The sequence below is a fragment of the Colwellia sp. F1 genome, from assembly GCF_056238625.1.
Genome location: NZ_JBWDLI010000007.1, coordinates 23,571 through 37,880 on the forward strand (window position 1 = coordinate 23,571; position 14,310 = coordinate 37,880).

Consider the following 14,310-nt stretch of genomic DNA (forward strand, 5'->3'; position numbering starts at 1 on the left):
AGCAGGCTCTTTTAGTCAAACTAGATAAAATACGGTTGAATACTCAATATAATGAAGGGTTATAGCGACGAGAAATTATTATTTAACTTGCTATCAAAGGCGTCGAACTTTAAAATTATCCGTCTTATTTTAGTTATTACCGTGACCAAGGCCTTCTACAATATAATTATGCGCGTATCTGATTTCTCATTTGACTTACCCCCAGAGCAAATAGCTCGCTTTCCTATGGCAGAGCGAACTGGTAGCCGCTTAATGACACTTAATGGCAATACTGGCGCAATAGCCGATCTGGGCTTTAAAGACATATTGGCACAATTACATCCTGGTGATTTACTAGTGTTCAATAACACCCGGGTTATTCCAGCGCGTATGTTTGGGCAAAAAGCAAGCGGCGGTAAAATAGAAGTATTAGTCGAAAGGCTAATCGATAAAAACTCAGTGTTAGCGCATATTCGTGCCAGTAAATCACCTAAAGTTGGTGCAGAACTATTACTAGAAGGTAAGGCTAAAGCCACTATGGTCGCACGTCATGGTGCTTTATTTGAGCTAAAATTTCATGGCGAGCAATCTGTGTTATCTATTTTAGATGACATTGGACACATGCCGTTGCCGCCTTATATAGACAGGCCAGACGAAAACAGTGATCGTGAACGTTACCAAACCGTTTATAACGAAAAAGCTGGCGCAGTAGCAGCTCCCACGGCAGGGTTACATTTTGACAATGCTTTATTAGCACAAATTAAAGCCAAAGGCGTTGAACTTGCTTTTGTTACTTTGCATGTAGGGGCAGGTACTTTTCAGCCGGTAAAAGTTGATGAAATTGCTGATCATGTTATGCACGCAGAATATGTCGAAGTGCCAGAAAGTGTGATTAGGCAAATAAATAAAACTAAGGCAGCAGGTGGGCGTATTATCGCGGTAGGAACAACGTCAGTGCGCTCGCTAGAAAGTGCGGCTAAATCAGCACAAAACAAAGGCACAGCACTAACCGCCTTCTACGGTGATACCGATATTTTTATAACGCCAGGTTTTAAATTTCAACTTGTGGATGCGTTATTGACAAACTTTCATTTATCAGAGTCAACCCTGCTTATGCTTGTCAGCGCATTTGCTGGTTACGAGCATATTATGCATGCATACCAACATGCTATCAGAGAAAAATATCGCTTCTTTAGCTATGGTGATGCTATGTTTCTCACTAAACAAGTATTAGACCTAAACAACTAATAAGGTAGTGAATAAAAAACGACCAAAGCACAATGGCAAGATTACCTAGACATTTCTCAGCTTAATGTAAAATATTACGCGGCTTCAAGCCGCGCAAGATGAACTGATTTACGGGCGGGCATACACACATTTACCATCTATTACTTGCCCTGCATCGTCGCTGTTTTGCAGGGATGAATTGTTTATTCTCTCGGTTTTTCACTTAACTCTTTACGTTTAGCGCTTTACGCTTCACAATATTGCAAAAATAACCATCAGCCTGTCTTGCTGGTAGGTAAAATATTATTATGACTAAAGAAATAACACAAAAAATGAAATTCGAATTACTCAACACTGACGGCAAAGCACGTCGTGGCCGTTTAACCTTTAAGCGCGGCGCGGTTGAAACACCAGCTTTTATGCCAGTAGGGACTTACGGTACAGTAAAAGGCATGAAAACAGACGAAGTTGAAGCTACCGGTGCACATATTATCCTAGGTAACACGTTTCACTTAATGTTACGTCCAGGCACGGACATTATTGAACAACATGGTGGCTTGCATGGTTTTATGAATTGGGACAAACCCATTTTAACTGACTCTGGCGGCTTTCAAGTATTTAGCTTAGGTAAAATGCGTAAAATCACTGAAGAAGGCGTACGTTTTAGCTCTCCCGTTAATGGTGAGAAAATAATGCTAACACCAGAGCGTTCAATGGAAGTTCAGCGTAGCTTAAATTCAGATGTGGTGATGATATTTGACGAATGCACGCCTTACCCTGCCACACATCAAGAGTCTAAAGACTCAATGGAGTTGTCTCTTCGTTGGGCACAACGTTCGAAAAATGCCCATGGCGATAGCCCCAATGCCCTTTTTGGTATTGTGCAAGGTGGCATGTATGAAGACTTGCGTGAAGTGTCAATCAATGGCCTAAAAGCGATTGAATTTGACGGCTACGCCATTGGCGGTTTATCAGTGGGTGAGCCAAAAGAAGATATGATCAGAATATTAGATCACACCGCCCCCTTGATTCCTCAAAATAAACCCCGATACTTGATGGGTGTTGGAAAACCTGAAGACTTAGTAGAAGGGGTTCGTCGCGGTATTGATATGTTTGACTGTGTAATGCCAACACGTAATGCGCGTAATGGTCACTTATTTGTTAACACAGGCGTAATCAAAATTCGCAATGCTAGTCACAAAACAGATACAGGCCCTTTAGATCCAACCTGTGATTGCTACACCTGTAAAAATTATTCACGTGCCTATTTACATCATTTAGATAAATGTAAAGAAATATTAGGCTCGCAATTAAACACCTTACATAACTTACATTTTTATCAAAAAGTAATGCAAGGTTTGCGCGATGCAATAGAGCAAGGTAAATTAGACGCCTTTGTTGAAGAGTTTTACACATCAAGAGGTTTATCTGTGCCGCCATTAGCCACAGGTAGCCAGCAAGTTTAGCCCACAAAGCAAGCGAGCTTAAAAAGAGTTTTAACACTTGAAAGCAGCGTAACTTGAACAACGTTACTCGTGCTTATCATTAATTATAAAAGAAGTAAGGAAAAATTATGAGTTTATTTATCAGTCAAGCACACGCAGCAGCCGCACCAGCACCCGCCGGTGGTGGTTTTGAAATGATGATCATGCTAGCCGTATTCGGTTTAGTATTTTATTTTATGATCTACCGCCCGCAAGCTAAACGTGTAAAAGAACATAAAAGCTTAATGTCTGCGTTATCTAAAGGCGATGAAGTGTTAACGCAAGGCGGTATTGTAGGTAAAATTGTTAAAGTATCAGATGAAAAAGACTTCCTTGTTGTTAGTATTAACGAAGGTAATGAAGTAACTGTACAAAAAAGTGCAATTAGCGCAGTGCTACCTAAAGGCACAATGAAGAACTTATAACGAGTTAACTTTTAGGCAGAAGTGGCTACATTAAAGTAGGTACTTAGGTTGGGTTATACCAACCTGTATTCACGCTAAGTTAAACAACTTAAGTGAGCAGTTTGTTTAGTAACAAGCCTGCTCGCCTGTAAAATAAAAAACAAATAAAAAATAAAAGGACAGCTTGTGTTAAATAAATACCCTTTATGGAAAACACTTATGGTAGCGTTCATCGTTGCTTTAGCTGCGCTTTATGCCACACCAAACTTGTATGGTGAAGACCCAGCAGTACAAGTATCAGGTTTACGCGGCGTTGAAGCAAATGTTACCACCCTTGATGAAGTTAAAAGGTACTTAGCTGATAACAAGATAGAATACGCTAAAATTGTTTTAGAAAATGGCCAAGTGCTAACCCGCTTTAAAAATACTGAAGACCAATTAAAGGCACGTGATGTGCTTGATGATAACTTAGGTAAACAATACTCTGTTGCACTAAATTTAACGCCAGCAACACCTAGCTGGTTATCGTCTATTGGTGGTACTCCAATGAAGTTGGGGTTAGACTTAAGTGGTGGTGTTAGCTTCTTAATGGAAGTCAACATGAAAGAAGCCATTAACAAAGCCAAAGAGGGCATAGTAGGTGATTTTCGTGGTGATTTACTTAACGAAAAAATCCGTTACCGGAGCGTAAAAGAAGACGCTGACGTTATTTCAGTGGTTTTTCGTAAAGAAGAAGATCTTGAAAGTGGCGAATCATTACTGAAAAAACGTTACCGTGATCTCATATTTACTACTAACAGCGACGAATTAACCCTTAGCGCACAAATGACAGATGACAAGCTAAAAGAGATTCGTGAATACGCTTTACAGCAAAATATCACCATTATTCGTAACCGTGTTAATGAACTGGGTGTGGCAGAGCCATTAGTGCAACGTCAAGGTAAAAAACATATTGTTATCGAGTTACCGGGTGTGCAAGACACAGCAAAAGCGAAAGAAATCCTTAATGCAACTGCCACTATCGAATTTCGTTTAGTGGACACAGAGGGTGACTTGTCAGCGGCAATCAATGGTCGCATACCACCAAGTTCAATATTACTTCATGACAAAAATGGTCAACCTACGTTGTTAAAAAAGCGGGTTATGCTAACAGGTGATCATATCACTGATGCTAAATCAGGCTTCGATGAATATTCACGCCCACAAGTTAATATCTCTCTAGATAGCGCAGGCGGCAACAAAATGTCTAATGGTACTAAAAGTAACATTGGTAAGCCTATGGCAACAGTATTTATTGAATATAAACCAACAGAAGCGCGTGACCCAGACGGCAATATCGTTTTTGAAAAAGTACAAGAGATTATTTCAGTTGCGACTATTCAGTCACGTTTAGGCAAAAGTTTTCGCATCACGGGTTCAGGCTCACAAGCGGAAGCACATAACCTAGCTTTGCTATTACGAGCAGGGGCATTAATAGCACCAATCGCTATTGTTGAAGAGCGCACTGTTGGGCCAACCTTAGGTGCTGAAAATGTACAGCTTGGTTTTCAAGCCATTTTATTAGGCTTTGCTTTAGTTTTCCTCTTTATGATTTTTTACTACCGTGCTTTTGGTGTGGTGGCAAACGCAGCATTACTGGCGAACTTGGTTTTAATTGTTGGTATAATGTCTTTAATTCCAGGGGCAACATTAACCTTGCCTGGTATGGCTGGTATTGTATTAACCGTGGGTATGGCTGTTGATGCTAACGTGCTTATATTTGAGCGCATACGTGAAGAAATTCGTGAGGGCAAAAGCATTCAACAAGCAATTCATCAAGGTTATGAAGCAGCATTCTCAACCATTATTGATGCTAATATCACCACCTTAATTGCAGCGCTTATCTTATTCGCAGTCGGCACAGGGCCAGTGAAAGGGTTTGCGGTAACATTATCCATTGGTGTTCTTACCTCAATGTTTACTTCTGTGGTTGCCTCTAGAACCATAGTTAATATTTTTTGGGGCGGAAAAAGCCTTAAAAAAATATCAATATAGTTAGACGGAAATATTACTTATGATGCAAATTTTTCAATTAAATAAAACCGTCGAATTTATGCGTTACCGCAAATTTTCAATGATTTTTAGTGCGTTACTAATGTTAGCGGCAATTGTTTCGCTTTCGGTTAATAAATTAAACTTCGGTTTAGACTTTACCGGCGGAACATTGATAGAGGCTGGCTTTGAACAACCGGCTGACTTAAACAAATTGCGCCAACTCATGGAAAGCCATGGGCATGAAGATGCAAAAGTGCAGTTTTATGGTAGCAGCCGTGACGTTGTTATTCGCCTTGGTTTACGCGATGACATAAAAGCAGAAACGCTAGGTAATGAAATACTGACCATTCTTGAAGAAGGTACCAACCAAAAAGTTGATATGCGTCGCATAGAGTTTGTTGGTGCCAGCGTTGGCGATGAATTGACAGAGCAGGGCGGATTAGCCATGCTAACCGCTCTTATTTGTATTCTCGTTTATGTTGCTTTTCGTTTTGAGTGGCGCTTTGCTGTTGGTTCAGTTGTGGCATTATTTCATGATGTGCTATTAACACTAGGTTTATTCTCGTTTTTACAATTAGAGTTCGACTTAACTATACTGGCCGCAATATTAGCGGTAATTGGTTACTCCCTCAATGATACTATTGTTGTGTCGGATCGTATTCGCGAAAACTTTAGAAAAATACGAGATACAGAGCCGCAAGAAGTTATCAATATTTCAATATCACAAACGCTAAGCCGTACTCTCATTACGTCAATAACGACATTATTAGTATTAGCTGCATTGTTTTGGAAAGGTGGAGCATTGATACATGGTTTTGCTACCGCTTTACTCTTTGGTGTATTTGTTGGTACTTACTCTTCAATTTTTGTTGCTTCATTAGTTGCTTTAGCACTAGGTGTTTCAAGAGAAGACTTAATACTTGAAGTTATTGAGAAAGAAGGTGAAGACCAAGAAGGCATGATGCCTTAGCATAGTGTTGGTGTGGTTTTGGCACCGTCATTAACAGCCGTATAATAAATAATTAGCCGAACACTTTGTTGTTCGGTTTTTTTCTACTCTACATAAGCCATAATAATGCGCTCACTCTTTGCACTCCACGCATGCATGCTGTATGCTGCACGCCTTTAATATTTATTGGTATAATTAGCAGGTAGTCATATACCAATTGGTATATATCGCTGATATCGCTGCTCATATTCCATAACTTCACCCAAGAGACTCGTTATGAGCACCACTACTACCAAATTTACTGAGCTGGGTTTGTCAGAGCCGCTACTAAAAGCCGTGCGTGATCAAGGCTATGACACACCATCACCCATACAAGCACAAGCTATTCCTGCGGTTATTGCCGATCGAGATGTTATGGCTGCCGCCCAAACAGGGACAGGAAAAACAGCAGGCTTTACCTTACCCTTATTAGAAAAACTCTCTAAGGGAGGTACCGTCCAAAGTCGCGTTCAATCAAATAATGTTAGGGCGTTAGTGTTAACACCAACCAGAGAGTTAGCAGCACAAGTAAGTGACAGTATTACTACTTATGGTAAATATTTAAACTTGCATTCAACTGTGGTGTTTGGGGGAGTAAAAATTAATCCACAAATGATGCGACTGCGCAAGGGGGTTGATGTACTTGTAGCCACACCTGGGCGTTTAATGGATTTATATAATCAAAACGCTGTCAAGTTTTCTCAACTAGAAGTGCTTATATTAGATGAAGCTGATCGCATGTTAGATATGGGGTTTATTCGTGATATAAAAAAAATAATCTCAATATTACCAAAGCAACGTCAAAATTTACTTTTTTCAGCAACTTTTTCACCTGACATCAGAGCGCTAGCGAAAGGCTTGGTGAATAACCCATTAGAAATTTCAGTTAACCCAGAAAACTCAACCGCTGAAAAAGTAGCACAATGGCTAACACCCGTAGACAAAAAACGTAAATCAGCGCTTTTAACACATTTAATTAAAGACAATGCGTGGCGACAGGTGCTGGTATTTACTAAAACCAAACATGGCGCTAATAAGCTGACAAAATACTTAGAAGCTGAAGGGTTAAGCGCAGCAGCAATTCATGGTAACAAAAGCCAAGGCGCACGTACAAAAGCCCTCGCCTCATTTAAAGACGGCACAGTACAAATATTGGTTGCTACCGACATCGCTGCCCGCGGAATTGATATTGACCTACTTCCTAATGTAGTCAACTTTGATTTACCCAACGTGCCAGAAGATTATGTTCACCGTATTGGCCGAACTGCGCGTGCAGGTAATACGGGACAAGCGGTGTCACTCGTTTGTGCAGATGAATTGAATTTACTGTGGGATATTGAACATGTCATTCAACAGCATATCGAGCGTAAAACCATCACACAATTTGCCCCAGTGAATGAATTAGGGGCATCTCGAGCAATTAGACCGTTGAAAGCTAAAAAACCGAAAAAACCAAAAAGTAAAACAGTAAAAGTAGAGCACAAAGATGGTCAACGCTCAGCGAACAATAATGCTCAACAAAGGCGGCGCAAAGCCAAACCTGTATCGCCAAGCAAAAGCTCAAAGCATAGTCGTTAAGTTGAGTATATATTTACCAAGCTATAAGCTTGGTTGACAGCGCTGGCTCAATTCGACTAGTGCTCCGCTGACCCAATTCCTATCCAAAATAAAGCGAGGCTAGCAACAACCCAGGTGCTAAAATTCATCTGGGTGCTTGTGAAGCACTGGCCGTCTTCCTGATAAAATCTCGCCTATCTTAGTGGTTATATTGCATTGTTTTAGGAAACAGTGTTTTTCATTGTTGATATTTATTCACTAAACAGAAAAAAGTATACTTTGAGCAGTAGTTACTAAAGCCCCCACCTTCTAGTGGAGTGGGTATATATCATCATTATAATTGGATTTTTTAATGCCGTGATAGTTAGGGCTCGTTAAATTAAGATTAATACCAATAATGTAGAAGGACTATATTGTGATCATTTCATCTCCATCAGACTATCGTAAAGCGGCAAAAGCTAAGCTCCCCCCCTTTTTATTTCATTATATTGATGGCGGTGCTTACAACGAACACACATTGCGTAAAAATACAGAAGACCTGGCGAATGTTGCGCTAAAACAAAGAGTACTGAACGATATGTCAACGCTTGACTTAAGTACTGAGTTGTTTGAGGAAAAACTAGATTTGCCTATAATTCTTGCCCCAGTTGGTTTAACAGGTATGTATGCGCGTCGCGGTGAAGTTCAAGCAGCAAAAGCAGCAGCTAACAAGGGGGTCCCTTTTACTCTATCGACGGTTTCTATATGTCCTATTGAAGAGGTAGCTCCAGCCATTGAACGCCCTATGTGGTTTCAACTTTATGTGCTTAAAGATCGCGGTTTTATGAAAAATGCATTAGAGCGTGCTAAAGCCGCCGGTGTTAAAACATTAATATTTACTGTCGATATGCCAGTCCCTGGTGCTCGTTATCGAGACATGCACTCAGGCATGAGTGGTAAAAATGCAGCTGTGCGTCGTATTTTTCAAGCAATGCGTCATCCTCAATGGGCGTTTGATGTTGGCGTGTGTGGTAAGCCTCATGATTTAGGGAATATTTCTGCTTACCGAGGAGAAGTGACCAAATTAGAAGACTACATTGGTTGGTTAAGTAATAATTTTGACCCATCAATTTCTTGGAAAGATTTAGAATGGATCAGAGAATTTTGGGACGGCCCAATGCTGATCAAAGGTATTTTAGATCCAAACGACGCGAAAGATGCAGTTAAGTTTGGCGCAGACGGCATTATTGTTTCAAATCACGGTGGTCGTCAGCTAGATGGTGTTTTGTCATCAGCTAAAGCATTACCAAGCATTGCTGATGCGGTAAAAGGTGATTTAAAAATCGTTGTGGACTCAGGTATTCGTTCAGGCTTAGACGTGGTTAGAATGTTAGCCCTTGGAGCAGATTGTACTATGTTAGGTCGTTCATTTATTTATGCTTTAGCAGCCCAAGGACAAGCAGGCGTTGAAAACTTGATAGCGCTGTATGAACAAGAAATGCGTGTTGCTATGACCTTGTGTGGCGCTAATACACTGAAAGACTTAACAAAAGACGCCTTAATTTCTATTGAATAATCAGCGTTTGTTATTTAACAATCCACATATTGTAGTATTAATACTCGGCTTCCCTTAAGGGAGCCTAGTGACTAAACATGATGAAATCACTAAAGCTGCTTGTAAAAATGCTAAAAGTCTCGCCTATTGATCGTGTAAATAATCAGGCTGTGGTATATAGTTCACTAATAAATTTATTATTTCCTAATGTGTTGTAATTATGTTGTTAGCAAATGAATTATCGCTATTTGCCATGGTGGTCGAAGCAAACTCTTTTAATAAAGCAGCAGCAATCGCTGACATGTCGACATCTGCCTTAAGTAAACGCATCACCAAATTAGAAACAGATATAGGTGTGCAATTACTTTATCGCACTACCAGGCGCATAACATTAACGGAAGCAGGCGAAAAACTTTATTTACATGCGAAAGATCTTAATAAACAAGTAAATGAAGCCTTGGGTGAAGTCAGTGGTTACAGTACCAACCTCAGTGGCCATATTCGTATGACAATTCCCACAATATCGGGAGAACTTTTTTTAGCTGACACTATCGCAGAATTTGGTCAGCGTTACCCAGATATTTCTATTGAAGTGCGTTTAGAAAATTCGTTTGTAGATTTAGTAAAAGAAGGCGTTGATCTTGCGATAAGAACCGGAGTTTTAGATGATTCAACCCTGATAGCTAAACCCTTAATCACCTCGCACTGGGTAGTATGCTGTTCGCCAAAGTATATTAAAGAGCAAGGAAAGCCAGTAACGCCAAGTGAATTAACGCAACACAATTGTTTAGCGTATACTTATCAAAATCAAGGCGGGTATGAATGGCGTTTTAATCAAGGAACAAACCAACAACAAGTTAAAATATCAGGCAGTTTTGCTACTAATAATGCTCAAGCTTTACGTAAGGCAGCATTAGGTGGTTATGGTATCGTTTATATCCCTCGATGCAGTGTTTATGAAGATCTCAACAAGGGGAATTTAATTGCATTATTACCTGACTTTCAACCCCGATCATTAGGTGTTTATGCGGTCTACCCATTTACCAAGCATTTACCACATAAAATTAAGTTACTGATCGAACACATTAAACAAGGTTATGAGAATTTACATCATTATTTTTGATCACTGCTTGCATTATAGCGAGTCTAATCACGCTTAATTATTATTAATTACGATAGGTATTAACACACAATGATAACCATAAAAAATCTTATCCATGAAAAACTGCAGATTAAACAATGGCAGGTTGCTCAGGGCGATACCTGGTGTGTGCTCGGGAAAAATGGCTCAGGAAAGCAATACCTAGACCAATTATTAACTGGTGAATTAACCTCTTATAGCGCTGACAATGTAACCTTACCCAAGCCTAATAAAGTTGCCATAGTCTCTTTTGAAGCGCAGCAAGCTATTTATGAACATGAATTAAAAATAGATGCGACTGACTACAATGACAGCCAAGATGTAGGTACATTAGCAAGAACATTTTTACCAGCAAACAAACTTAACCATTCATTAATTACAGCGTTTGGTTTAGCGCACAGGTTAAACACGGGGTATCGCCAGCTTAGTACAGGAGAAGGTCGTAAATTGCTAATCTTACAGGCATTATTTTCCGGTATTGAATTGTTGGTTTGTGATAACCCCTTTGACAGTTTGGATGAAGGCTCTTGTGTAGCGCTTTCTAGGGCGCTGGCCTCATTACCTGGGCAGGGGATCAATATTTTATTAATATTAAGTAACCGGCAAGATATTCCCCAGTGGTGTGAAAAGATTGCCTTTATTGAACGAGGTCAGCTTGACATTATTGGTGACTTAACCAGTAAAGAGACAAAGCGCCAACTCGATGCTTTACTTGCACCCTTGCCAAACAACCTTGAGTGGCCAAAAACACCCCATTCACTGGCTGACTATAAACCTACTTATCTTGTTAAATTAATTAATGGCACAGTGCATTATGGTGGTGTTAATGTATTTGAAAACTTAAACGTAACCATTAAACCGTTGCAGCACACATTAATTACAGGGAAAAACGGCAGCGGCAAATCAACCTTAATGCAATTGATAACTGGGGACTGTACACAGTGTTATAGTAATGATATTGAGGTGTTAGGCTTTAAGCGTGGCTCAGGTGAAAGTATTTGGCAGCTTAAGGCACATATGGGTATTGTAAGTTCAGAATTTCACCGCCAATATCGGGTTAAGGGTGAACTACTAACAGTGGTGTTATCAGGTTTTTTTGACTCTGTTGGCTTGTATAAAAAACCTGAAAATCATCAAATTGAACTTGCCCGTCAATGGCTAAAAATGGTTGGTTTATTAAACGAACAACACAGTATGTTTCAAGATTTAAGCTATGGTGAACAACGGTTAGCGCTAATAGCACGAGCGTTAGTTAAGTCACCTTATTTATTAATTTTAGATGAGCCAACACAAGGGTTAGATGAACTAAATCGCCATAGGGTACTTAGCTTTTTAGCAGTACTAGCACAACAAAAACACAGTACGCTTATTTTAGTTAGCCACCGTAAAGACGAACACTTACCTATTTTTACTCAGCATATAAGCTTATAGGCGTCTGTGCTTTTATTAGGCATTAAACTAGAAAAAACTTGTAAACTGTTATGGTTAATGTATAATGCGCGCCTCGATGAAGGGATGTTAAGTTTACTTCTACTTATTACGTTTAATAAAACGTATATGGTTGGTGAAGTTAACAAAATGATAGATAGCACTTACCAATAAGTAAGAGTGCTCAGCTTATTGAACATTGTTTTTTATAACTTACTTTGCCAATTTTTTGTCAAGTAACACCTTACTAAATAACAATAAGCTCATCGATATGAGTGGGGTTCTCCGCCCAATAGACTTGCCCAGCTGAACATTTCGTTTTCAGCAGAAATATAGCGTGACAATACGCTATGCGCTTTAAGTCTTCCTGGTGGTTTCCTCGTATGATGTACGTAGGTTAAGACTTAGCAATTTAAAATTTATTTTATTCAGTACACTTTCCATAAAATTTTTATGTCTGAAGGTTCGCTATATTTTGCTCTTTATTTTTGCTACTTCTCTTGGTTAAAGCGATTAATAACTGTTTTTTTCCCAAGACTTTTCAATGCCTGCCTTAAACGATGATATTAAAAAATGACAGATCAAAAAAATACAGCAACAAATAATACCGAACAAAACACAGCCAACAATAGTCTCGTTGAAAAAGCCACAGTGAGCTTTGACTCTTTAGGTTTACCAGCAAACTTAGTCAGTGCATTGACTTCAATTGGCTTTACTTCTGCAACTGGCATTCAAGCACAAACGATCCCGCCTTTATTAGCGGGTAAAGATGTTTTAGGTGAAGCTCAAACCGGTACGGGTAAAACCGCAGCTTTTGGTCTACCTGCTTTAGCTAAAATAGACACGAGTATTAGAAAGCCACAACTGATGGTGTTAGCCCCTACCCGTGAATTAGCAATGCAAGTAGCAGCAGCGCTAGAGTCGTTTGGTAAAAACATGCCGGGGTTACGTGTAGCTACTTTATACGGTGGTCAATCTTATGGCCCTCAGTTTCAACAATTAGAGCGCGGTGCGCAAGTTGTTGTTGGTACACCAGGACGTTTAATGGACCATTTACGTCGTAAAAGCCTTAAGTTAGGTGATTTAAAAGTGTGTGTACTTGACGAAGCCGATGAAATGTTAAACATGGGCTTTTTAGAAGATATTCAATGGATCTTAGATCACCTACCTGAAGCAACACAAATGTGTTTGTTTTCAGCAACTATGCCACCAGCCATTCGAAAAATTGCGAATCGCTTCTTAAAAGATCCTGAGCATATTAAAATTGCAGCAGTTAAAAAAGCCAAAGCTAACATTACACAATACGCGTGGAAAGTCAGTGGCATTACAAAAATGACCGCATTAGAGCGTATCGCTGAAATTGTTGATTACGACGCGATGATTATTTTTGTGCGAACTCGTAATGACACGGTTGATATCTCTGAAAAACTAGAACGTGCTGGTTACCCAGCATTAGCACTCAATGGCGACCTTAACCAAGCGCAACGTGAGCGTTGTATTGAGCAAATGAAATCTGGCAAATCGTCAATTTTAGTTGCAACCGACGTTGTTGCTCGTGGCTTAGATATTCCACGTATTTCTTTAGTTATCAACTACGATTTACCAGGTGACCATGAGGCCTATGTTCATCGTATTGGCCGTACCGGCCGTGCAGGACGTGAAGGCATGTCAATAGCTTTTGTCCGTCCACGTGAAATGTACTCACTTCGTCACTATGAACGTCTAACCTCAGGTACTGTCAATTCATACGAATTACCTAATATAAAAGAATTAGGTAAAAAACGTATTGAACGTGCCCGTGATGAAATAGCAAACATTGTTGAATCGAAAGATTTAGCCAACATGCGTGAAATAGTTGAAACGATGGCAAACGATTCAGACATGTCGATGGTTGATTTAGCGGCAGCTTTATTATTTCAAAAACAATTAAAACAACCATTACAACCTAAAGAAGACCCTAAGCCACGCCGTGACGCACGTGAAAACGACAGCCGTGACCGTAATGGTCGTGGTCGAGATGCTCGCCGTGACTCTCGTGCAACTAGCCGAGGGGAGCGTAATGGTCAGCGTGGTAACCGTGATGATAAACCGCGTAAAGCGAAAGTAAACCGCAATGATGTTGATTGGCAAACATACCGTTTAGAAGTAGGTAAAGAGCACGGCGCTCGCCCTGGTGATATTGTTGGCGCGATTGCTAATGAAATATCATTAGACAGTAGCTACATTGGCGCAATAAATCTGCATGATAAACATAGCTTTGTACAATTGCCTAAAGGTATCCCAGCTGATTTATTCAAACAACTAAAAGGTGTGCGTGTACGTCGTCAACCTTTGTCTATTACCGCGTCAGAAGAGCAAGTTGAAAGACAACAAGCACCACGTCGTCGTGCTGAACGTCCACAACGCAGTAATTAATACTTGTGTTGCAAACAACTTATTAAAGACGCTTTTTAGCGTCTTTTTTATTTTAGTCGGTGTTTAATGCCTAGCGATATTTTAGGTTATTAGATGATAGCAACTAAACGCTTGCTTTT

The 14,310-nt window shown here is 39.9% G+C and carries 10 protein-coding genes; all 10 read left to right on the top strand.

Annotated features, from left to right (window positions below; all coding sequences use genetic code 11):
• Positions 1-168 precede the first annotated feature (168 nt).
• On the top strand, positions 169-1,227 hold the full coding sequence (queA, locus tag AC0UA9_RS08055; RefSeq protein WP_475659177.1) for a tRNA preQ1(34) S-adenosylmethionine ribosyltransferase-isomerase QueA: 1,059 nt from the start codon (positions 169-171) through the stop codon (positions 1,225-1,227).
• 311 nt (positions 1,228-1,538) lie between these two features.
• Entirely contained in the window at positions 1,539-2,672 is a 1,134-nt protein-coding gene (gene tgt / locus AC0UA9_RS08060) for a tRNA guanosine(34) transglycosylase Tgt (RefSeq protein WP_475659348.1), read from the top strand.
• A gap of 107 nt (positions 2,673-2,779) precedes the next feature.
• Positions 2,780-3,115 carry a preprotein translocase subunit YajC gene (gene yajC, locus AC0UA9_RS08065; protein ID WP_475659178.1) on the top strand — a complete coding sequence of 112 codons (336 nt, stop codon included), beginning with the start codon at positions 2,780-2,782 and terminating at the stop codon, positions 3,113-3,115.
• A 165-nt stretch (positions 3,116-3,280) separates the two neighbouring features.
• A complete protein-coding gene (secD, locus tag AC0UA9_RS08070) occupies positions 3,281-5,128 on the top strand; it encodes a protein translocase subunit SecD (RefSeq protein ID WP_475659179.1) in 1,848 nt (615 codons plus the stop codon).
• A gap of 22 nt (positions 5,129-5,150) precedes the next feature.
• On the top strand, positions 5,151-6,098 hold the full coding sequence (gene secF / locus AC0UA9_RS08075) for a protein translocase subunit SecF (RefSeq protein WP_475659350.1): 948 nt from the start codon (positions 5,151-5,153) through the stop codon (positions 6,096-6,098).
• Positions 6,099-6,353: 255 nt separating this feature from the next.
• Entirely contained in the window at positions 6,354-7,694 is a 1,341-nt protein-coding gene (locus AC0UA9_RS08080) for a DEAD/DEAH box helicase (RefSeq protein WP_475659180.1), read from the top strand.
• Positions 7,695-8,088: 394 nt separating this feature from the next.
• Positions 8,089-9,228, top strand: coding sequence for an FMN-dependent L-lactate dehydrogenase LldD (lldD, locus tag AC0UA9_RS08085; protein ID WP_475659181.1), 1,140 nt, complete (start codon positions 8,089-8,091; stop codon positions 9,226-9,228).
• Between the two features lie 199 nt (positions 9,229-9,427).
• Entirely contained in the window at positions 9,428-10,330 is a 903-nt protein-coding gene (locus AC0UA9_RS08090) for a LysR family transcriptional regulator (protein ID WP_475659182.1), read from the top strand.
• Between the two features lie 69 nt (positions 10,331-10,399).
• A complete protein-coding gene (locus AC0UA9_RS08095; protein WP_475659183.1) occupies positions 10,400-11,779 on the top strand; it encodes an ATP-binding cassette domain-containing protein in 1,380 nt (459 codons plus the stop codon).
• 570 nt (positions 11,780-12,349) lie between these two features.
• Complete coding sequence (locus AC0UA9_RS08100) at positions 12,350-14,191, top strand: DEAD/DEAH box helicase (RefSeq protein WP_475659184.1); 1,842 nt, start codon at positions 12,350-12,352, stop codon at positions 14,189-14,191.
• Positions 14,192-14,310 lie beyond the last annotated feature (119 nt).

Coding starts and splice junctions, on each gene's coding strand:
- tgt (WP_475659348.1), top strand. CDS start 1,539: ATGAAATTCGAATTACTCAACACTGACGGCAAAGCACGTCGTGGCCGT.
- AC0UA9_RS08080 (WP_475659180.1), top strand. CDS start 6,354: ATGAGCACCACTACTACCAAATTTACTGAGCTGGGTTTGTCAGAGCCG.
- AC0UA9_RS08100 (WP_475659184.1), top strand. CDS start 12,350: ATGACAGATCAAAAAAATACAGCAACAAATAATACCGAACAAAACACA.
- secF (WP_475659350.1), top strand. CDS start 5,151: ATGCAAATTTTTCAATTAAATAAAACCGTCGAATTTATGCGTTACCGC.
- queA (WP_475659177.1), top strand. CDS start 169: ATGCGCGTATCTGATTTCTCATTTGACTTACCCCCAGAGCAAATAGCT.
- AC0UA9_RS08090 (WP_475659182.1), top strand. CDS start 9,428: ATGTTGTTAGCAAATGAATTATCGCTATTTGCCATGGTGGTCGAAGCA.
- yajC (WP_475659178.1), top strand. CDS start 2,780: ATGAGTTTATTTATCAGTCAAGCACACGCAGCAGCCGCACCAGCACCC.
- AC0UA9_RS08095 (WP_475659183.1), top strand. CDS start 10,400: ATGATAACCATAAAAAATCTTATCCATGAAAAACTGCAGATTAAACAA.